Below are 20,334 nucleotides of genomic sequence, written 5' to 3'. Positions count from 1 at the left end.
TGTAATTTGACCGCCTGAACAAGAATCAATATTGTTTCCCGCTGACCGGAATCCAATAACCGGGCGGCCTCGGGGTCCCCGGCGGCTGCCCAAACCATGCTGGGGAGCCATCCGCGTGAAGACCACTATCCGAACCTTGCTGCCGCGCGCTGTGGCGCTGGCCCTGCTGACCCTGCCGCTCGCCGCTGCGGCGCAGGAAAAGGTGCTCAACCTCTACACCGCGCGTCACTACCAGACGGACGAAGCGCTGTACGCCAACTTCACCAAGCAGACCGGCATCAAGATCAACCGCATCGAAGGCCAGGAAGACCCGCTGCTGGAGCGTATCCGCAATGAAGGCGCCAACAGCCCGGCGGACGTGTTCATCACGGTGGATATCGGCCGCCTGTGGCGCGCCCAGCAGGCTGGCGTGTTTGCGCCGGTAAAGTCGAAGGCGCTGGAATCGCGCATCCCGGCCAACTATCGCGACCCCAATGGCGAATGGTTCGGCTTCTCGGCGCGCGGCCGCGTGATTGCCTACAACAAGACCGCGGTCAAGGCCGGCGATATCGCCAGCTATGAAGACCTGGCCGATCCCAAGTGGAAGGGCAAGGTCTGCACGCGTTCCAGCGGCCATGTCTACAACCTGTCGCTGGTCTCCAGCCTGATCGCCCACGATGGCGAGGCACGCACCGAGCAGTGGGCGCGCGGCGTGGCCGCCAACCTGGCGCGCGTGCCCAAGGGCGGAGACACCGACCAGCTCAAGGCGGTTGCCGCCGGCGAGTGCGACGTGGCCATCGCCAACACCTATTACATCGCGCGTCTGCTGAAGTCGACCAAGCCGGAAGACAAGGCCGTGGCCGACAAGCTGGGCGTGCTGTGGCCGAACCAGTCGAGCCAGGGCGTGCACATGAACGTCTCGGGCGGCGGCATGCTCAAGCATGCGCCCAACAAGGAAGCGGCGGTCAAGTTCCTGGAGTACCTGGCCAGCGACGAGGCGCAGCGCTACTTTGCCGACGGCAACAACGAATGGCCGGTGGTGCAGGGCGTGAAGGTCAGCAACCCGGCGCTGGAAGCGCTGGGCACGTTCAAGGCCGACACCATCAACGTGGCCGAGCTGGGCAAGTACCAGCCGCAAGCGCAGAAGCTGGTGGACCGCGCCGGTTTCAAGTAAGCCGCCACGGCCTTTGCAGTAGGGGCGGTTCCTGCTACAGCAGGAACCGCTTGTTCCCAGTCACCTGCGTGGGCTCCAGCTTGCGGAACGTCAGCTTCACGCTGCTGTTGAGCCGCCGCCCCGCCTGTCGCCGCACCAGTGCGCGGTGCAGCAGGCCCTTGTGGCCGACCGTGCCTTCGGCATAAGGCTGGTCCGAGGTCCCGCCCAGCGCCATCGCGGCCAGTGCCTGGTTGCGTTCGGCCGCACTCTTTTCCAGCAGCTTGTCCAGCGCCATGCGGGCGCGCACCTGCGCGGCCAGCGCGATGTCGCCGGGATTGGCGCGGGCGCGCTCGGCGTCCCACGGCAGTTGCACCTTGCCGGCAACGCGGCGCAGCGCGGCGCGCAGTTCGGCGCCATCCATCCGGGTTTCCTGCACGATCCAGACGGCGTCATGGCGCAGCACCGCTTCGGCATCGGCCATGCGGCGCACCAGCGCGGGCTGCAGCTCGGGCGACGAGAACTGCCGCGCGCGGCGGATCGCGTTGAGCGCGATGCGTCGCACCTGCGGGTTGGCGTGATCGAACAGGTCGGCGATGACGCGCGCGGCGGTGTCGGCCGAATCGACCATCTCGGCCAGCTGTCCGGCCAGCGAGACTTCTTCCACGCCGCTCAGCTTGTTGCGGCTCAGCCGGTTCAACTTGAACAGCAGGATGTGATATCGCAGCATAGGTTCTTGCGCGGCAGGCATGCCGCTGTTCGCTCCCGGGCGAACGCCGGGCCATAAAAGGCTATCGGCGCGTTGTGGCGCGACTTTAGGGCAAGAAGCGTGGGAGGCTCAGCGCTGCGCTTCGCGCCGGATCGTGCGCGACAGCACGATCACCGGCAGCAGGCCCACGGCCACGATCACCAGCGAGGCGGTGGCGGCCTCGGTCAGGCGCTCGTCGGCAGCGAGGTTGTAGGCCTGCACGGCCAGCGTGTCGAAGTTGAACGGGCGCATCACGAAGGTGGCCGGCAACTCCTTCATCACGTCGACAAAGACGATCAGTGCCGCGGTCAGCAGGCTGCCTCGCAGCATCGGGAAATGCACGCGCCGCAGCGTGGCGCCGGGGCCGTGGCCCAGGCTGCGCGCGGCCGCATCCATGCTGGGGGTGATCTTGCCCAGCCCGGCATTGACGGTCTGCAGCGCCACGCCCAGGAAGCGCACCAGCAGCGCATAGACCAGCGCGGCGATGCCGCCGGTCAGCAGCAGCCCCACCGAGAGCCCGAACTGCTGCTGCAGCCAGGCCGACAGCGCGTTGTCGAGCCGCGCCACCGGCACCAGCACGCCCACGGCAATGACCGAGCCCGGCAGCGCATAACCCATGCCGCACAGCCGCGTCAGGCCGCGCATCAGCCAGCTGCGCTTGCCGTTGGCCGCGCGCGCGGCGTAGCCCACCGCCAGCGCGACCGTCACCGCAGCCAGCGCGGTGGCGCTGGCCAGCAGGAAGCTGTTGCGCACCAGCCCGACAAAGCGCGCGCCGAACTGCGCATCGCCGTCGGTGAAGGCCATGCGGCACAGCATCAGCGCGGGAATCAGGAAGCCCAGCAGCACCGGCACCATGCATACGGCCAGCGCCAGCCAGCCGCGCGCGCCGTCCAGCGTCCAGGCCACGGCGCGGCGCTGGTTGCCGTAGACCTGCGCGCGGCCGCGGCTGGCGCGCTCCATCAGCAGGATGGCGGCGACGAACAGCAGCATGCATGCCGACAGCTGCGCCGCGGCGTTCTTGTCGCCAAGCGAGAACCAGGCGCGGTAGATGCCAGTGGAGAAAGTCGGGATGGCAAAGTAGGCGACGGTGCCGAAGTCGGCCAGCGTTTCCATCATTGCCAGCGCGGTGCCGGCAACGATGCCGGGGCGCGCCAGCGGCAGCACCACGCGCCAGAGCCGGCTCCAGGTGCCGTGGCCGAGCAGGCGCGCGGCCTCCAGCGTGTTCTGGGTCTGCTGCAGGAAGGCGGCGCGCGCGGTCAGGTAGACGTAGGGATACAGCACCAGCGAGAACAGGGCGATGGCGCCGCCCAGCGAGCGGATATCTGGAAACCAGTACTCGCGCGCCTTCCAGCCGGTCAGCTCGCGCAACCAGCCCTGCACCGGCCCGGCAAACTGCAGCGCGTCGGTGTAGGCATAGGCGATCACGTAGGCGGGCATCGCCATCGGCAAGACCAGCGCCCATTCCATCACGGCGTGGCCCGGGAAACGGTAGGTCGATACCAGCCAGGCGGTGGTCACCCCCAGCAGCAATACCCCCACGGCGACGCCGCACAGCAGCCAGACGGTGTTGAGCACGTATTCCGCCAGCACCGTGTCGATCAGGTGGCGCCAGGTGTCGCCGGCGGGCAGCAGCACGGCCGAGGCGATCACCAGCACCGGCACGGCGATCAGCAGCGCCATCACCAGGGTGGCCAGGGTCAGGGGATGGAAGCGGCGGCGGCTGGACAGGAGCATGCGTCGGAAAGTGGGCGGAAGTGCCGCGCACAGCGTGCGGCTGCCGCATTCTAGCAATGTGGGGCACGCATTTGCCCCGAAAGGCGCTCACGGCCCCCGGCCGCGTCCCTATAATGCGCACATGCGAACCGATTCCTATTCACGCTTGCCCGGCGCCCAGGCCCGCAGCCGGCCGGCGACCCGCGCAGGCGTTGCTGACGTCACTGGCGCTGGCGCCGCTGTCATCGAGGTCGACCATATCCGTCACGCTTTTGGCCGCCATGTGGTGGTCAAGGGGCTGTCGTTCTCGGTGGCGCGCGGCAATATCGCCTGCCTGCTGGGGCCCAGCGGCTGCGGCAAGACCACGGTGCTGCGTGCCATCGCCGGTTTCGAGCCGCTGCAGGACGGCCGCATCGTGCTGGACGGGCAGGTCGTGTCGTCGTCCGGGGCGATGCTGGCGCCGGAGCAGCGCCGCATCGGCATGGTGTTCCAGGACTATGCACTGTTCCCGCACCTGGACGTGGCGGCCAACGTGGGTTTCGGCCTGGTGCGCGCCAGCCGCGCCGGGCGCGCGGCGCGCGTGGACGAGGTGCTGCAGCTGGTCGGACTGGCCGGCGCGGGCCGCAAATATCCGCATGAGCTTTCCGGCGGCCAGCAGCAGCGCGTGGCGTTGGCGCGCGCGCTGGCACCGCGCCCGGAGCTGCTGCTGCTCGACGAGCCGTTCTCCAACCTCGATGTCGACCTGCGCGAACGCCTGAGCCTGGAGGTGCGCGCGATCCTGAAGGCGCAGGGCACCACCGCGATCCTGGTCACCCACGACCAGCACGAGGCCTTTGCCATGGCCGACGAGATCGGGGTCATGCACGACGGGGTGATCGAGCAGTGGGGCAGCGCGCACGACCTCTACCACCGGCCGATATCGCGCTTTGTCGCGGGCTTTATCGGGCAGGGCGTGCTGATGGCGGGGCGGTTGCGCGAGACCGCGGAGATTGAACTGGAACTGGGCCTGCTGCGCCCCGCGGCGCCGCTGGCGCTGCCCGCTGGCGCCGCCGTAGACGTGCTGGTGCGCCCCGATGACATCATCCACGACGACGCCAGCCCGATGCGCGCCGAGGTGGTCCACAAGGCCTTCCGCGGCGCCGAGATCCTGTACACGCTGCGCCTGGCCAGCGGCGGCCGCGTACTGGCGCTGGTGCCGTCCCACCACAACCATGCCGTGGGCGAGCGCATCGGCATCCGTGTCGAGATCGAGGATGTGGTGGCATTTGCCGCCTAGCGTGCCACGCAGGGGCAGGGCGCCGATGGTCTACACTGTGGCGTTCTGCATTCACAAGGCTTGAATACCGTGGCGGACACGCTGTTTTCCGATACTCCCGACCGTTCCCGGCAACCGCTGGCCGAGCGCCTGCGCCCGCGCACCATCGACGAGGTGATCGGGCAACAGCACCTGCTCGGTGCGGGCAAGCCGCTGCGCGTGGCGTTCGAGTCCGGCGAGCCGCATTCGATGATCCTGTGGGGCCCTCCGGGCGTGGGCAAGACCACGCTGGCGCGGCTGATGGCCAGTGCCTTCGACGCCGAGTTCATCGCGCTGTCGGCGGTGCTGTCGGGGGTCAAGGACATCCGCGAGGCGGTCGAGCGCGCCGAGCAGTTTCGCGCGCACGGCCGGCGCACGCTGGTGTTCGTCGACGAAGTCCACCGTTTCAACAAGAGCCAGCAGGATGCCTTCCTGCCGCATGTGGAAAGCGGGCTCTTCACCTTTATCGGCGCCACCACCGAGAACCCCTCGTTCGAAGTCAACGGCGCCTTGCTGTCGCGCGCTGCGGTCTATGTGCTCAAGAGCCTGGACGATGCCGAGCTGACCCAGCTGGCGCTGCGCGCCAGCGAAGAACTCGGCGCACAGGCGGGCGACCTGAGCTGGCAGGACGAAGCGCTGCAGCTGATCGTGGCCTCGGCCGATGGCGACGGGCGCAAGCTGCTGAACAATATCGAGATCGTGGCGCGTGCCGCGCGCACCGCCGGCGCCGCGCAGATCGATACCGCGCTGCTGGGCAGCGCGCTGTCGGAAAACCTGCGCCGCTTCGACAAGGGCGGCGACGCCTTCTACGACCAGATCAGCGCGCTGCACAAGTCCGTGCGCGGCTCGGACCCGGACGCGGCGCTGTACTGGTTCTGCCGCATGATCGACGGCGGCGCCGACCCGCGCTACCTGGCGCGGCGCATCGTGCGCATGGCATGGGAGGATATCGGCCTGGCCGATCCCCGTGCCGCCCGCATCACGCTGGACGCGGCCGAGACCTATGAGCGCCTTGGCTCGCCCGAGGGCGAGCTGGCGCTGGGCCAGGCCCTGATCTACCTGGCCGTGGCGCCCAAGTCCAACGCCGGCTACAACGCCTACAACGCGGCGCGCGCCTTCGTCGCCAAGGACAAGTCGCGTGCGGTGCCGGTGCACCTGCGCAACGCGCCGACCAAGCTGATGAAGGAGCTTGGCCACGGCCACGCCTACCGCTACGCGCACGACGAGCCCGAGGCCTACGCCGCCGGCGAGCACTACTTCCCGGACGACCTCAAGGCCCAGGACTGGTACCAGCCGGTGCCGCGCGGGCTGGAGGGCAAGATCGCCGAGAAGCTGCGCCACCTGCGCGAGCTGGATGCCGCCTGGCATCGCGAGCAGCGCGTGGCCAAGCCAAAGGACGGCGGCAAGGGCGGGGAGTGAGCGGTGGCGTGAGCCGGCAACACGGCGCTGGCCTGGCATCGCCCGGTTCGCGCCGGACGGGGCCGGTGCAGTAAAATGGCGGGTCCGCCGGCATGTCGCTGGCCCTGCACTTCACCAAAGCAACATGCTCGACATCCAGCTGTTCCGCAAAGACATCGACGCCGTGGCGCAACGCCTTGCCACGCGCGGCTACCAACTCGACGTTGCGGCGTTCCAGGCACTTGAAGCCGAACGCAAGCAACTGCAGACCCAGACCGAGGAACTGCAGGCGCGCCGCAACAGCCTGTCCAAGCAGATCGGCATGCTCAAGGGCAAGGGCGAGGACGCCTCGGCCGTGATGGCGGAAGTTGGCGGCATCGGCGACACGCTCAAGGCCTCGGCCGCGCGGCTGGACGAGATCCAGGCGCACCTGGCCGAGCTGATGCTGGCCATCCCCAACCTGCCGCATGAAAGCGTGCCGGTGGGCAACGACGAAACCCAGAACGTTGAAGTGCGCCGCGTGGGCGAGCCGCGCCAGTTTGACTTCGCCGTGCGCGACCACGTCGACGTGGGCGAGAAGCTGGGCCTGGACTTCGACACCGCGGTCAAGGTCACCGGTTCGCGCTTCTCGATGCTGCGCGGCGGCCTGGCGCGCATGAACCGCGCGCTGGTCCAGCTGATGCTCGACACCCATACGCAGGAACACGGCTACACCGAGATGTACGTGCCGTACATGGTCAACGCCGCCTCGATGCGCGGCACCGGCCAGCTGCCCAAGTTCGAGGAAGACCTGTTCAAGGTGCCGCGCAAGGTCGGCAGCGAAGACGGCGAGCGCATCGAGAACTTCTACCTGATCCCGACCGCCGAGGTGCCGCTGACCAATATCGTGCGCGACGCCATCGTCGCCGGCGAGAAGCTGCCGCTGCGCTTTGTCGCGCATACGCCGTGCTTCCGCTCGGAGGCCGGCTCGTACGGCAAGGACACGCGCGGCATGATCCGCCAGCACCAGTTCGACAAGGTCGAGCTGGTGCAGGTGGTGCCGGCCGCGCAGTCGTTCGAGGCGCTGGAACAACTGACCGGCCACGCCGAGGCAATCCTGAAGAAGCTGGAGCTGCCGTTCCGCACCATCGTGCTGTGCACCGGCGACATGGGCTTCGGCAGCACCAAGACCTACGACCTCGAAGTGTGGATCCCCGCGCAGAACACCTACCGCGAGATCAGCTCGTGCTCGAATATGGGCGACTTCCAGGCGCGCCGCATGCAGGCGCGCATGCGCGCGGGGCAGGGCAAGCCGGAGCTGGTGCACACCCTCAACGGCTCCGGGCTGGCCGTGGGCCGCACGCTGGTGGCGATCCTCGAGAACTACCAGAACGCAGACGGCTCTGTCACCGTGCCGGCCGCGCTGCAGCCGTACATGGGCGGCATCACCCGCCTGGAACCGGAGATGTAAAGCGAACCGAAAAAATCCGCTGCCAGCCTATTGCATTGGCTGGCCGGACATGGCTATAATTTTGGTTTCGCCACACGGCAACAAGTTACCGGAGAGGTGGCAGAGTGGTCGAATGTACCTGACTCGAAATCAGGCGTACCGGCGACGGTACCGTGGGTTCGAATCCCACCCTCTCCGCCAAAATAAGAAGCTGCCCGGCTCGACCACCGGACAGGCAAAAACAGTGTAGTAAAACTCAGGCCGACGCCCACGAAAGTGCGCGTCGGTTTTGTTTTTCTGGCGCGCCCCCCTCCGAGGGATGGCGCAAGCGCTAGCCGACGTACGCGATGGACTCTCGCATGGGGAGCCGCCGGCTGGCGATACGGGCCTGGTTTCGTGCGGCACGTGCGTCGACTCGCTGGCAACCAGTTCGAACATGACTAGACGCCCAGCGGATAAACGTCCTTATTGCTAAATGCCCGAGCGATCAAGCCGTGCTGAAGATAGGCTGATAACGGGCCCCCTCCTCCTGAGACTTGCCAGCCCTCCTACTTTTGGCGGATGCCTCCCGTGGCAGAACTGTCGCAAGATTTAGCGAAGCCTTACCCGGGGGGGAGTCATGAGGCGTTTAAATGTGGCGGTTCCAGCCACCACCTTGTTGCCGGGCGCGTGCGCCACGACTTCCTGCCAACGCAACGACTACAAGTCATATGTTGTCGGGTGGGAGGCAACAACGTCCACCGGCAGCGAGATGTTCTTCGACCAGAATGGGTGCGCCGTCGGGCAGCGATTCTGGACAGGACTGCTTAATTCGCCGGACGGCTGGAAGACAGCCCAAACCATGTCGGACGATTGCTCTCGCAAAGAGCTCATCTGTTCGGGCGCTTCCGGGACGGCCATTGGGCCAATCCATCGCGAGTTCCGGCAGGGCTATGCTGCGCCAGCCTTTTACCAAAGCGTGAAGTGTGACTTCGCACAGTCCAAGACCGTGCAGGCCCAGAACTACGCCCAGGACATCCTCGCGGCGGACACAAGCAGGTCAAGTACAAGGACCTCCGCGAACGATATGGGGTGGGTGTGGGGTCATAACGCCGAGATTGGAGCAAAGAAAGTGCAGGCAGGTCGGCTCGCCGAAGGTTGGCGAGTGGATGCGCCATGCGTCCTCAAGCATGCCTAGGTTTGCCGTCGTACGGTTCCGGGGGGGGGCTGCAAAATGACAATCGATACTAGGGTGTTTACCCGCAGCGACGCTATTCGATGGGCGATTGTGCTCGTGATTCTGGTGCTGGATTTTGTCTGGCTGATGGCCAGCGGGCGTTCGGTGACGCATAGCGGTCTAGTCTCGCGTTGCCTGGCGGTGGCCATGCTGGCGGCCATCTCCCTGGTGCTGAGTTTGATTGCGGGCCTGCCACGCATAACGACGACTTCGCGCGGATTGCACTACCGACGCCTGGCACTGGTAGCGCAGTGTGGCGCGTTGCTGGTCGCATTCACCAGTGTCACGTGCGTCTTGTCCTACTTGCTTGTCACGCTGGCCCCTCCATTGGTGGACGCCAGGCTGGCGGCATTGGATGCGATGCTAGGCTTTGATTGGCTGCGGGCCTATGCCTGGGTGCGGGCGCAGTCGACGCTGAACGTCGTTTTGCAGTTGGCCTACGCCAGCGGTCTGCCTCAACTGGTGCTGGTGCCAATGCTAGTCGGATTGCTTGGGCGGGCTGCTTACTTGCGGGAGTTCCTTTCCAATCTGATGCTCTCATCCGTGCTCCTGCTGCTGATTGCGGCACCGTGGCCGGCCGCGGGGGCCTTCGTTTTCTTCGGCGTGGCGAGTCCTGCAGAAATGGCGACCGTTTCACACTTCAGCGCGCTGCGTGAAGGGTCGATGCGGGTGTTCGACCTCGCACAAATGCAGGGCCTGGTATCGCTTCCCTCCTATCACACGGCCATGGCGCTGTTCTTTGTGCAGGCGATGCGCTGGACGCGGGTGGGCGTGGTGATCATCGGCCTGCTTAACCTGTTGATGATCGTGTCTACACCCACCGAGGGTGGCCACTTTCTTATCGATGTTGTGGCTGGCGTGGGATTGTGGGTGGTGACAGCAGGCGCGCTGCGCTTGCTTGCCGGCAGGGGCGCGCCAGTAAGGGCGGAACCAGCCGCAGCGCCTCAGCCGGTCTGAGCCGGAGCGCGCCGCATGCCCTTTTTGCATTGGCTGGCTGTGCGGCTGAGGAGGTGTGTTTCGGATGTATTCGAACCACGAACGCACGACCGACAAGAATAATCGTCGGCTGGAGGGGGGAACCATGAAATCGAGAAACTTGATCGCAACCGCATTGCCGACGGCAACACGGGTTCAAGACGGCGGCAAAGCCCCGGCGGATGCCACTGCGCCACGTTGGACGCATACCCTCTGTATCTTGTTTTTCTTTTCCGGTTTTCCGGCTCTTATTTACCAGCTGATATGGCAACGCGCTCTGTTTCGGATTCTTGGTGTCAATATCGAGTCGGTGACTATCGTTGTCACCGCCTTCATGCTGGGGCTTGGGCTCGGCAGTCTCGCGGGCGGGTTGCTGTCGAAACGACGCGGCCTTGCCTTGCTTCCGCTGCTGGCTGCCATCGAGCTTCTCACTGGAGCCTTCGGCCTCGTGTCGCTTGATGTTTTCGACCGGGTTGGCACCCTTGCGCTGGGTCTGCCGTTAAGCGCGACAGCGGCAGTGGCGTTGGCGCTGGTGCTGGTGCCGACGCTGCTCATGGGCGCCACGCTGCCGGTCCTGGTCGGTCATCTGGCTCGACGCTCTGGTAACGTCGGCAGCTCCGTCGGCTTGCTCTACTACGTCAATACCTTGGGGGCTGGCGTCGCTTGCCTAGTCTGTACGGCGTTGCTGTTCCCTTTTCTCGGCATGCAGGCTGCGGTGTACGTGGCGGTTGCCATCAATGCAGCGGTGGCGGTCGGGGCGTTGGTCGCGCACTGGCGCGACAGTGGTGGGGGCGATACGGGCGCGGCACAATCGCAGGTTCTACCGACTGCTACACCGGCCCTGCCCTTTGGCGCGGTGCTGGCCCTGGCTTGTGCTGGCGGGGCGATCTCGCTCTCATATGAGATCTTCTTCTTCCGCACGGTGTCTTATGCCTCCGGGAGCGGCGCCTCGGCTTTCGCGGCTACCTTGGGAGCATTTTTGATCGGCATCGCCTCGGGATCGCGCCAGGCGGGGGAGTGGTGCGGCGGGGCGCTCGAGGACGGCATGCGGCAGTTGGCAGGCTCGCTGTTCAAGGCCAATCTGGCGGGCTTGCTGTTTCTGCCACTGCTGGCGCATTTCCCCGTGCCCGGTGGCGCGCAGCTTGGCGTCTCGCTGCTGGCGGTGTTCGTGGTGGCCCGCAACTGGGGGGCGCTGCTACCTTGCCTGGCCCATTGGGGCGTGTCCCCCGATGGCCATGCCGGCATGCGCATTGCGCTACTCTATCTCGCCAACATAGTCGGCTCTGTCACGGGCAGCATCCTTACCGGGTTTGTCCTGATGGAGCATCTCGGACTGGTCAGCATTTCCATGGTGCTGGTGGGGGCTGGTGTCGCATGTTCCTTGTTGCTGCACGTATGGCTGCCTCTGCCACCGGTGGTGAAGCGCTGGCATGTCGGCTGGGCCGCCGCTATCGGCATGTTGACCGTAGCGGCGCTGCCTGCGCTTAGTAACGGCGTACTGGAAACGCTGTTATGGAAAGGTTCACCCGACGCCAAGGGGCCTTTCGCCCACGTGATCGAAACCCGCAGCGGCATCATCACAGTCGATCGGGAGGGTACGGTGTATGGCGGCGGTATGTATGACGGCCGTTTTAACGTCGATCTGCGGCATGACACAAATGGCATCTTTCGTCCCTATGCGCTGAACCTGTTCCACCGCCACCCGCGCGACGTGCTGATGATCGGACTTTCATCCGGTTCGTGGGCGCAGGTGATTGCCAACAATCCGGAGGTGCGATCGCTGACAATCGTGGAGATCAATCCCGGCTACGTTGAGTTGGTGGCGGGTTCGGCGGAAGTTGCATCGATACTGAGCAACCCCAAGGTGACTCTCGTGATTGACGACGGACGCCGCTGGTTGCGCATGAACCGCGAACGGCGCTTTGACGCTATCGTCTCTAATACGACTTGGCATTTCAGGGCCAATGCCACTAATCTGCTGTCCGCCGAATTCCTTCAACTGGCCGATGCCCACTTGACGCCAGGGGGAGTCCTTTACTACAACACCACCGATTCGGAGCGGGTTCAGCGCACGGCTTGTCTGGCATTCCCCCACGGGGCGCGTTTCAGCAACCATATGGTTGTGTCGCGTGCACCGCTGGCCTGGGACTTCGAACACCTCCGCCGCACTCTGGAAGCCTATCGCATCGATGGCCGGCCGATCGTCGACGTGGGTCGCGGCCAAGACCGCATCGTCGCAAATGCCTGGATGACCCAGTGGGAATCCTCGCTGCACGCTGACAGCTCTCATCGCGATGATCCCATGGAAACCTGTCCGCGCATCCTGGCCCGCACCGTTGGGCTGAGGCAGGTCACCGACGACAATATGGGTACCGAATGGCGTCACTTGATGGGTCTCGAGTGAGCGCTGTCGATCCGATAAAGGTGCTGCTGGATTTCCTCGTCGACCGACTGGATATGGTCGTCGCTGCAATCGCAGTTCCTGGCCTCAAGACAGACGCGAGATCGGCCGACGCCCACGAAAGTGCGCGTCGGTTTTGCCTTTCCGAGGCCAGTTCTTTATGCGGCGGGCATGGGCCGCCGCACTGGCCTGCGTACCGGACGCGCTGCCGGGTGCACTATCATGGCGATCCGCAACGCAGGATGCCGCACCATGACACAGCCACCCGCCAGCCAACCCCCAGCACCGGCCTTCCACGGCGATCCGGCCGAACTGCCGGCCGACCCCAACCTGGTCGCCGGCATGCCGTACCGGCACTACAAGGGCGGCGCCTACACGGCAGTCGGCATCGGCCGCTTCGAGGCCGATCTCGCGCCCGTGGTGGTCTACCGCGCGATGCGCGATCCCTCATTGCTGTGGGTGCGCCGCGCCGATGTGTTCAGCGAACCGGTGGCCACGCCGCAGGGCGAGGTGCCGCGCTTTGCGCCCGCCTGGCCCGCGGCGCTGGCGTGCCTGGACTTCCTGCCCCGCCAGGCGGTGCTCGATGTGCTGGCGCTGCACGATACGCCGTACCGGCACTACCACGACAGCCGCCATATCCTGGAGATGTTCGAGACCGCCCACGCGCGCGGCATTGCGCTGGACCGCGCGCAGGCGCTGGCGGTGCTGTGCCACGACGCGGTCTATGTGGCGGGGTGCGGGCACAACGAAGCCGCCTCAGCCGCGCTGATCGAAACGGTGGCGCCCGGCGAGGACCGCGCGGTGTTGGATCGTGCCGCGCAGATCGTGCTCGATACGCGCGGCCATGGCCCGAGCATTGCCGGCGCCGACACCGTGCTCGATCTCGACCTGCTCAGGCTGGCCGCGGCTTCGGAAATGTTCGATGCCCACAGCCTGGATGTGTTCGCCGAGAACCGCGCCATGCTGGCCGCTCGCACCGGTCTCCAGGGGGAGGCGCTGGAGACTGAATTCATGCGCCGCCGCGCGGCGTTCCTGGGCAAGCTGGCGCAGCGCCCGCGACTATTCCTGACCGACGCCTTTGCCGACTGCGAGGCGCCGGCGCGCGCCAATATCGCCCGCATCGTCGGCGCCGCGGGTGGGTCCCGTGATTGACGTGCCGGCAGGCGCGAGCGCCTTCGCCGAGGCCTGGCTCACGCCGGGCACGGCGCTCGGGCTGCTGGCGCTGTTCACGCTGGTGACGGTGCTGCTGCTGAGCCTGGTGCCGCTGCTGGTGGCGCTGTTGCGGCCGGTGGTGCGCTGGCTGGACCGGTGGCGCGTGTGGGGGGCCGGCGCACTGTCCGCGCGCGTGGCCGCACAGCCGCGCCGGCTGAGCACGCTCACGCTGCGCATGCTCGAGCGCGACATGGCCGAGCTGCTGGTGGTCCTGCTGGCCGGCGCCGTGCTGCTGGCCTGCGGCAGCGCCCTGTTCTGGCTGGCCGGCGAGGTCGCAGAAAGCGGGGGCGTGGTGCGCATCGACCAGATCGTGTTTGCATGGCTGCGTGCCCTGCGCACCGACTGGCTCGATATCGCGATGGTGGCAGTGACCGAACTGGGCGGCGCGCGCATTTCCCTGACGGTGGGCGTGGCGGTGTTCGCGTGGCTGTGCTGGCGGCGCGCCTGGACCGTGGCCCTGTACTGGGCCGCCGCGCTGCTAGGGGCGCGCGCCTGCGTGATGGCGCTCAAGCTGGGCATGACGCGCATGCGCCCGGCCAGCATCTACAGCGGCCTGGAATCGTATTCCTTCCCCAGCGGGCACGCCACCAGCAGCATGGTCACCTATGGCTTCCTGGCCTTCCTGATGTGCCTGCGCCAGCCGTGGCGCGTGCGCATCCCGGTGCTGGCACTGACCGTGGTGGCGGTGGCGGCGATCGGGGTATCGCGGCTGTACCTGGGCATGCACTGGCTGTCGGATGTCGCTGCAGGCTATGCGCTGGGGCTGGCATGGATCGCGCTGCTCGGCACGGCTTACCGCACGCTGCACGTGCCGGCGCCGAAGGAATCGGTGGCGCCATGGCGGCTGGGCGCGGTGGCGGCGGCAGCGGTGGTGGTGGCGTTCAGCTATGTGGCGTGGTTCCGGCTGCCGGATACGCTGGAGCGCTACCGGCAGGCCGTCGCGCCTACGCCAGCCGTGGCGGCGCTTCGGCTTCCGGCGCCTGCGGCAGGCGCGACACCAGCAGCTGGTCGATCTTGTGATGGTCGATGTCCAGCACTTCGAAGCGATAGCCCGCCACGGTGATCGACTCGGATTTCTTCGGGATGCGCTTGAGCGAATAGATCACCAGCCCGGCCGCGGTGTCGACATAGTCCTCGCCGGGCAGGGTGTCGAGATCCAGCGCCTTCTTCAGGTCCACCAGCGGGGTGAGGCCGTCGACCAGCCAGGAGCTGTCGTCGCGCCGCACGATCTGCTCGTCCTCGCTGGAATACAGGATGTCTCCCATCAGCGCGCCGACGATATCGTCCAGCGTGACGATGCCCACCACCAGCCCGTATTCGTTCATCACCACGGCAAAGTTCTGGTGCATCTCGCGGAAGCGCGTGAGCGCCTCGGACAGGGTCAGCGTGTCGGGGATCACCAGCACGTTCTTGTCGTGGTGGCGGCCGATATTGTTGATCACGGTGGCGCTCTCGTCGGCCAGCAGCAGCTGCAGGATGTCCTTGGAATCGATATAGCCCTGCACGTCGTCGAGGTCGTGCCCGCACACCGGGTATTGCGCGTGCGGCTGGTTGACCAGCTTGCGGCGCACGCTGTCGGCGGGTTCGTCGAGACTCAGGTAGACCACGTCGTCGCGCGGCGTCATGATCGCGGTAATGCTCTTGAACTCGAGCTCGAACACGTTTTCGATCAGGTGGAGTTCATGCTTGTGCAGCACGCCGGCTTCGGCGCCGGCATCGACCATCGCGGCGATGTCCTCGGTGGTGATCTGGTCGACCGGCTTGGTCGGCAGGCGCAGCAGCCGCAGCGTGGCATCGGCGGCGGCGTTGAAGATCCAGACCAGCGGCTTGAGCACGCGCAGCAGCGTCAGCATCGGGTCGATCACCGCCACCGCGCACCGCTCGGGGAAGGTCATAGCGATGCGCTTGGGGATCAGGTCGGCAAACTGGATGAACAGCAGCGTCACGATCAGGAACGAGCCGATATTGGCCACGCGCTGGGCGTGGACCACCTGCATATAGGGCGACAGCGTTTCCAGCAGCAGGTCCGATACATGCTTCTCGCCGAGGATACCGGCCAGGATGGCCACGCTGTTGACGCCGATCTGCACGATCGTGAAGAAATTCCCGGGCTCTTCCTTGAGCCGCAGTACGCGCGTGGCGCGGCCATCGCCGCGCTCCGACAGGACTTGCAGCTTGGTGCGGCGCGCGGCGGTCAGCGCGATCTCGGAGACCGAGAAAAAGGCGCTGACAAGGACAAGGGCGATCAGGGTCAGGACGAACATAGGCGGTTTGGCGCACGCAGGTTGTGCCTGCAGGCGGCTTGATGATGGTGCACGCCGCGCGCGGCTGTCAATCGGACATCAGTCAGACATCAGGCGGACCTCGATCGCGGCTCCGGGGCGTGGCGTCAAAGCTGGCGGCTGGCGCTTCCAGCCGCTGCGGCAGCGTTGCGGCCAGTTCCGCGGCGGCCAGCGCAAACTGCGCGCGCAGGTCGTCGGCCAGGCTGGAGCCGGCGCGATGGCTGGCGCGCAGCATCTGGACCTCGAACGGCAGCACTGGCGCCACGTCGTGCAGCGCGACCCGCTCGGGGCTGGCGCTGAGCGCGGTGTACTGGTCCAGCAGGGTCACGCCCAGCCCCGCATCGACCAGGGCCAGCGCCAGCGAATAGGTCTGCACCTCCAGCGTCGAGCGCGGCTCCAGCGCGTGCCGGGCCAGGGTCTGGCGCACCAGCAGCCCGAGCGAGCTGTTGTCGTCATAGCCGATGAAGGCGCGCTCCATCAGCCGCTGCATCGGCACCACCTGGCGGCGCCCGCCGGCGGGCAGCGGCTGGCCGCGCGGCACCGCCAGCAGCATGCGGCCGCTGGCCACCGGCTCGCTGGCGATGGCCTCGTGGCCCGGCGGCGCAAAGGCAAAGCCCAGGTCGATCTGGTTGGCCAGCAGCGCCCCGACGATCTCGTCGGTATGGTGGGTCAGCACCTGCACCTGCGTGTCCGGGTGGCGCGCGCAGAAGCGCCGCACCGCCGGCACCAGCAGCGGGTTGGCCAGGCTGGGGGTGGCGGCCACGCGCAGCCGCCCGGCGCCCTTGTGGCGCAGGCTTTCCGAGACCCGGCGCACGCGCTCGATCTCGCCATATAGCCTTTCGACATCGCCATAGAGCGCATTGGCCTCGGGCGTGGCCTGCAGCCGGCCGCGCACCCGCTCGAACAGGCGAAAGCCGAGCGAGGCCTCGGCGTGCTGCAGCACGCGCGTGACCACCGGCTGGGACACGTGCAGCAGGCGCGCGGCCTCGCTGACGGTGCCGGTCAGCATCACGGCGCGGAAGACTTCGATCTGGCGCAAGCGCATGGCAATCCGGGAAGCGGGCAGGTATCCATAGCCTGATGACATATTCTGGCACGTATTCGCATTGGGCAATCCGCGCCGCCTGCACTACGCTTTGCCGGATCGGGAAAAAGCAATCAAGGGATGGCAATGCAGGTAGTGATTGTGGGCGCCGGCGTGGTCGGCATGACGACGGCGTGGCGCCTGGCCGAGGACGGCCACCAGGTGATGGTGCTGGAGCGCCACGACGGGCCGGCCGAGGAGACCAGCTTTGCCAATGGCGGGCAGCTCAGCTACAGCTATGTGGCGCCACTGGCCGGGCCGGGCGTGATGGCCAAGGTGCCGGGCTGGCTGCTGCGGCGCGATTCGCCGATGCGCTTCCGGCCCGCGGCCGACCCGGCGCAGTGGCGCTGGCTGGCAGCCTTCATGGGCGCCTGCAATGCCGCCACCAGTGAAGCCACCACGCGCAAGCTGCTGCGGCTGGGGTTCTATTCACGCGACCTGATGCAGGCTTTCGTGGCCCGGCACCAGCATGACGATGTTGGCGCCGGTTTCGATTTTGCGCGGCGCGGCAAACTGGTTGTGCACCGCGATGCGGCGGCGTTCGATGCGGCCTGCCGGCTGCTGGACTACCAGGCCAGCCTGGGTTGCGAGCAGCAGGCGCTGGACCGCGATGCCTGCGTGGCGCTGGAGCCCGCGCTGGCCGGCATCCGCAACGAGATTGCCGGCGCCATCTACACGCCGAGCGAGGAAGTGGGCGACTGCCACCGCTTCTGCCTGTCGCTGGCACGGTTGCTGCAAGACGGGGCGCACGCCGGGGTGTCGATGCGCTTCGGCACCGTCGTGCAAGAGCTGGTGCAGCAGGGTGGGCGCGTGACCGGCGTGCGGACCGCCAGCGGCGTGGTGCCGGCCGACGTAGTGATCGTGGCCGGCGGCATCGGCAGCGTGCCGCTGCTGCGCCCGCTGGGCGTGCGGCCGATGCTGTGGCCGCTCAAGGGCTACAGCATCACGGTGCCGCTGGCCAGCGGCACGCGCGCGCCGCATATCAGCGTGACGGACTTTGCCAACAAGATCGTCTACGCGCGCATCGGCAATACACTGCGGGTGGCGGGCATGGCCGACCTGGTGCGCGGCGGCACCCGCATCGACCCGGAGCGGGTCGGCACGCTGGTGGCACAGACACGCGCGCTGTTCGAGGGCATCGTGCCCGAGCTGCCGCTGGCGCAGCTGCAGCCGTGGGCCGGGCTGCGCCCGGCCACGCCGGACGGCCTGCCGCTGGTGGGGCCGTCGCGGGTGTCCGGGCTATGGCTGAACCTGGGCCATGGCGCGCTCGGTTTTACGCTGGCGATGGGCAGCGCCGGCCTGCTGGCCGACCGGCTGGCAGGGCGCCGTCCGGCCATCGAAGCAGAGGATTTTGATGCTGCGTGCGCCTAACGTCCTGTCCCGCTAGCGCCGCAGGCAAGTGTTGGTTCATGCCGTACCCGTGCGTCCGCAAGCCACGACGCCGTCCACGAAACATGCCTCAATGACCAAGCCCCACTACAAGGAGCGCCACATGCAATCACTGCACCCCCACCGATCCGCCACCCGCCGCGCGCTTGCGGCCGCCACGCTGCTGCTGGCCGCCGGCGCCGCCCATGCCGCCGATGGCGACACGCTGAAGAAGATCAAGGACAGCGGCGTGATCTCGCTTGGCTATCGCGAATCGTCGATCCCGTTCTCATACACCGACGGCAAGGAGGTCATGGGCTATTCGCACGAGATCCTGCTGCAGATTGTCGACAAGGTGAAGAGCGAACTGAAGATGCCCGGCCTGCAGATGCGCCTGACCCCGATCACCTCGCAGAACCGCATCCCGCTGGTGCAGAACGGCACCATCGACATCGAATGCGGCAGCACCACCAACAACCTGGAGCGCCAGAAGCAGGTGGCGTTCTCCAACAGCATGTTCGTCTACGGCATCAAGATGCTGACCAGGAAGGATTCGGGCGTGAAGGAGTTCACCGACCTGAAGGACCGCAATGTGGTCACCACCGCCGGCACCACCGGCGAGCGCCTGCTGGTCAAGATGAACGGCGAGAAGGCCATGAACATGAACCTGATCAGCACCAAGGACCACGGCCAGTCCTTCCTGATCCTGGAGACCGGCCGCGCCGCTGCCTTCGTCATGGACGAGCCGCTGCTGTACGGCGAGCGCACCAAGGCCAAGAGCGCGGCCGACTGGGTGGTGGTCGGCGCGCCGCTGCAGACCGAGAACTACGCCTGCATGTTCCGCAAGGACGATCCCTCGTTCAAGAAGCTGGCCGACGGCGTGATCGCAGACCTGCAGACCAGCGGCCGTGCCGAGAAGCTGTACAACAAGTGGTTCATGTCGCCGATCCCGCCGCGCGGCATCAACATGAACTACCCGCTCTCGGCCGACATGAAGGCGCTGTTCGCGGCGCCCAACGACAAGGCCTACCAGTAAGGGCAGGGCGCCACGGCCGGGCCGTATCAGGTCCGGCGGTTATTTAGCCATAATGAATCAGTATTTAGCGCTCGATAGTGTTTGCGGTAGTGTTGAGCCCGATATAGGCTCATAGCAGCACAACTGGCCGGCGGCCCTCACAAGCGGCCTCCGGCGCTGTCTGTCCCCCACACTGCTTATCCGCATCCACTGGAGAACATATGCGATCGATTCGTACTGGCTGGCTCAAATCCCTGCTGGCTGCCTCGCTGCTTGCCGGCGCCGGGCTGGCGTCCACCGCGGCGCAGGCCGCCGACCTGCTCGATACCGTCAAGCAGGCCGGCGTGCTAAAGATCGGCCTGGAGGGCACGTATCCGCCGTTCGGCTTCCGCGGCGCGAAGAACGAGCTGGAAGGGTTTGACGTGGACGTGGCGCGTGCGGTGGCGGGCAAGCTGGGGGTGAAGCCGGAGTTCGTCACCACCGAGTGGAGCGGCATCATTGCCGGCCTGCAGGCGGGCAAGTTCGACGTGATCGTCAACCAGGTCAACGTCACGCCTCAGCGCCAGCAAGTGCTGGACTTCTCCACGCCCTACGTCTACTCGGATGCGCAGCTGATCCAGCGCAAGGACGACAAGCGCCAGTTCAAGTCGCTGGAAGACCTGAAGGGCCACAAGCTCGGCGTCAGCCTGGGCAGCAATTTCAACGACCTGGCCAAGTCGGTGCCGGGCATCGACGTCAAGACCTATCCCGGCGCGCCTGAGTACCTGCGCGACCTCGCGGCACAGCGCGTCGACGCCGCGCTGAACGACCGGCTGATGGTCGCCTACCTGGTCAAGTCCGCCAACCTGCCGCTGCGACCGGGCGCGATCGTGGCGGGTGCCACCACGCAGGTGGCCATCCCGTTCCGCAAGGACAACCCCAAGTTCGCGCAGGCCATCAACCACGCGCTGGATGACCTGGGCAAGGACGGCACGCTTGGCAAGCTCTCGGTGAAGTGGTTCGGCACCGACGTGACCAGGCCCGCCGGTAAGCCAATCAAGTAAGCCAGTCAGGTAAGCCGGCCAGCAAGC

The 20,334-nt window shown here is 66.6% G+C and carries 15 protein-coding genes and 1 tRNA gene; 12 read left to right on the top strand and 4 right to left on the bottom strand.

The features are described 5' to 3' along the window. Positions 1-115: 115 nt before the first annotated feature. Positions 116-1,153: a Fe(3+) ABC transporter substrate-binding protein gene (locus tag AC3WRR_RS14345; RefSeq protein ID WP_492297278.1), complete on the top strand. Its 1,038-nt coding sequence runs from the start codon at positions 116-118 to the stop codon at positions 1,151-1,153. 34 nt (positions 1,154-1,187) lie between these two features. Here AC3WRR_RS14345 and AC3WRR_RS14340 read toward each other — a convergent pair whose 3' ends face one another. Both AC3WRR_RS14340 and AC3WRR_RS14335 read right to left on the bottom strand, forming a co-directional pair. Next, on the bottom strand, positions 1,188-1,859 hold the full coding sequence (locus AC3WRR_RS14340) for a hypothetical protein (protein ID WP_010812992.1): 672 nt from the start codon (positions 1,857-1,859) through the stop codon (positions 1,188-1,190). Positions 1,860-1,967: 108 nt separating this feature from the next. After that, complete coding sequence (locus AC3WRR_RS14335) at positions 1,968-3,611, bottom strand: ABC transporter permease (protein WP_010812991.1); 1,644 nt, start codon at positions 3,609-3,611, stop codon at positions 1,968-1,970. A 121-nt stretch (positions 3,612-3,732) separates the two neighbouring features. Between AC3WRR_RS14335 and AC3WRR_RS14330 the strand changes: the two genes are divergently transcribed. From AC3WRR_RS14330 to AC3WRR_RS14295, 8 genes are all read left to right on the top strand, one after another. Next, on the top strand, positions 3,733-4,866 hold the full coding sequence (locus AC3WRR_RS14330; RefSeq protein WP_081050167.1) for an ABC transporter ATP-binding protein: 1,134 nt from the start codon (positions 3,733-3,735) through the stop codon (positions 4,864-4,866). A gap of 69 nt (positions 4,867-4,935) precedes the next feature. Then, entirely contained in the window at positions 4,936-6,303 is a 1,368-nt protein-coding gene (locus AC3WRR_RS14325) for a replication-associated recombination protein A (protein WP_011614682.1), read from the top strand. A gap of 124 nt (positions 6,304-6,427) precedes the next feature. Next, positions 6,428-7,732 (top strand): serine--tRNA ligase, encoded by a 1,305-nt coding sequence (gene serS / locus AC3WRR_RS14320; protein ID WP_010812988.1) that lies wholly within the window; start codon positions 6,428-6,430, stop codon positions 7,730-7,732. Between the two features lie 90 nt (positions 7,733-7,822). After that, positions 7,823-7,912, top strand: a tRNA-Ser gene (locus AC3WRR_RS14315). Between the two features lie 1,012 nt (positions 7,913-8,924). Continuing rightward, the gene (locus tag AC3WRR_RS14310; protein WP_439668631.1) at positions 8,925-9,884 is read left to right on the top strand and encodes a phosphatase PAP2 family protein; all 960 of its coding nucleotides are present in this window, start codon (positions 8,925-8,927) and stop codon (positions 9,882-9,884) included. A gap of 64 nt (positions 9,885-9,948) precedes the next feature. Then, on the top strand, positions 9,949-12,306 hold the full coding sequence (locus AC3WRR_RS14305) for a spermine/spermidine synthase domain-containing protein (RefSeq protein WP_439668632.1): 2,358 nt from the start codon (positions 9,949-9,951) through the stop codon (positions 12,304-12,306). A gap of 219 nt (positions 12,307-12,525) precedes the next feature. After that, positions 12,526-13,455: a DUF1653 domain-containing protein gene (locus tag AC3WRR_RS14300; protein WP_439668633.1), complete on the top strand. Its 930-nt coding sequence runs from the start codon at positions 12,526-12,528 to the stop codon at positions 13,453-13,455. After that, a complete protein-coding gene (locus AC3WRR_RS14295; RefSeq protein WP_492297294.1) occupies positions 13,448-14,578 on the top strand; it encodes a phosphatase PAP2 family protein in 1,131 nt (376 codons plus the stop codon). Before AC3WRR_RS14300 ends, AC3WRR_RS14295 begins: the two co-directional genes overlap by 8 nt. On the opposite strand, the gene paeA is transcribed toward AC3WRR_RS14295, so the two are convergent. Further along, entirely contained in the window at positions 14,460-15,779 is a 1,320-nt protein-coding gene (gene paeA, locus AC3WRR_RS14290) for a polyamine export protein PaeA (RefSeq protein ID WP_010812984.1), read from the bottom strand. The genes AC3WRR_RS14295 and paeA overlap by 119 nt on opposite strands. Positions 15,780-15,861: 82 nt before the next feature. Beyond that, positions 15,862-16,842 carry a LysR substrate-binding domain-containing protein gene (locus AC3WRR_RS14285; RefSeq protein WP_010812983.1) on the bottom strand — a complete coding sequence of 327 codons (981 nt, stop codon included), beginning with the start codon at positions 16,840-16,842 and terminating at the stop codon, positions 15,862-15,864. Between the two features lie 126 nt (positions 16,843-16,968). On the opposite strand from AC3WRR_RS14285, the gene AC3WRR_RS14280 reads away from it, so the two are divergent. From AC3WRR_RS14280 to AC3WRR_RS14270, 3 genes are all read left to right on the top strand, one after another. Beyond that, complete coding sequence (locus AC3WRR_RS14280) at positions 16,969-18,252, top strand: D-amino acid dehydrogenase (RefSeq protein WP_037023958.1); 1,284 nt, start codon at positions 16,969-16,971, stop codon at positions 18,250-18,252. Between the two features lie 121 nt (positions 18,253-18,373). After that, a complete protein-coding gene (locus AC3WRR_RS14275; protein ID WP_011614688.1) occupies positions 18,374-19,285 on the top strand; it encodes a glutamate/aspartate ABC transporter substrate-binding protein in 912 nt (303 codons plus the stop codon). A 200-nt stretch (positions 19,286-19,485) separates the two neighbouring features. After that, a complete protein-coding gene (locus AC3WRR_RS14270; RefSeq protein WP_492297274.1) occupies positions 19,486-20,307 on the top strand; it encodes a transporter substrate-binding domain-containing protein in 822 nt (273 codons plus the stop codon). Positions 20,308-20,334 lie beyond the last annotated feature (27 nt).

It is taken from the genome of Cupriavidus sp. FW305-3-2-15-C-LB2 (assembly GCF_058787575.1).
The sequence above is the reverse complement of the archived record's forward strand: the minus strand, read 5'-3'. Positions and strand labels throughout refer to the sequence as shown.

Coding starts and splice junctions, on each gene's coding strand:
- AC3WRR_RS14340 (WP_010812992.1), bottom strand. CDS start 1,859: ATGCTGCGATATCACATCCTGCTGTTCAAGTTGAACCGGCTGAGCCGC.
- AC3WRR_RS14310 (WP_439668631.1), top strand. CDS start 8,925: ATGACAATCGATACTAGGGTGTTTACCCGCAGCGACGCTATTCGATGG.
- AC3WRR_RS14280 (WP_037023958.1), top strand. CDS start 16,969: ATGCAGGTAGTGATTGTGGGCGCCGGCGTGGTCGGCATGACGACGGCG.
- AC3WRR_RS14270 (WP_492297274.1), top strand. CDS start 19,486: ATGCGATCGATTCGTACTGGCTGGCTCAAATCCCTGCTGGCTGCCTCG.
- AC3WRR_RS14285 (WP_010812983.1), bottom strand. CDS start 16,842: ATGCGCTTGCGCCAGATCGAAGTCTTCCGCGCCGTGATGCTGACCGGC.
- AC3WRR_RS14305 (WP_439668632.1), top strand. CDS start 9,949: ATGTATTCGAACCACGAACGCACGACCGACAAGAATAATCGTCGGCTG.
- paeA (WP_010812984.1), bottom strand. CDS start 15,779: ATGTTCGTCCTGACCCTGATCGCCCTTGTCCTTGTCAGCGCCTTTTTC.
- AC3WRR_RS14300 (WP_439668633.1), top strand. CDS start 12,526: ATGGCGATCCGCAACGCAGGATGCCGCACCATGACACAGCCACCCGCC.
- AC3WRR_RS14275 (WP_011614688.1), top strand. CDS start 18,374: ATGCAATCACTGCACCCCCACCGATCCGCCACCCGCCGCGCGCTTGCG.
- AC3WRR_RS14335 (WP_010812991.1), bottom strand. CDS start 3,611: ATGCTCCTGTCCAGCCGCCGCCGCTTCCATCCCCTGACCCTGGCCACC.
- AC3WRR_RS14330 (WP_081050167.1), top strand. CDS start 3,733: ATGCGAACCGATTCCTATTCACGCTTGCCCGGCGCCCAGGCCCGCAGC.
- serS (WP_010812988.1), top strand. CDS start 6,428: ATGCTCGACATCCAGCTGTTCCGCAAAGACATCGACGCCGTGGCGCAA.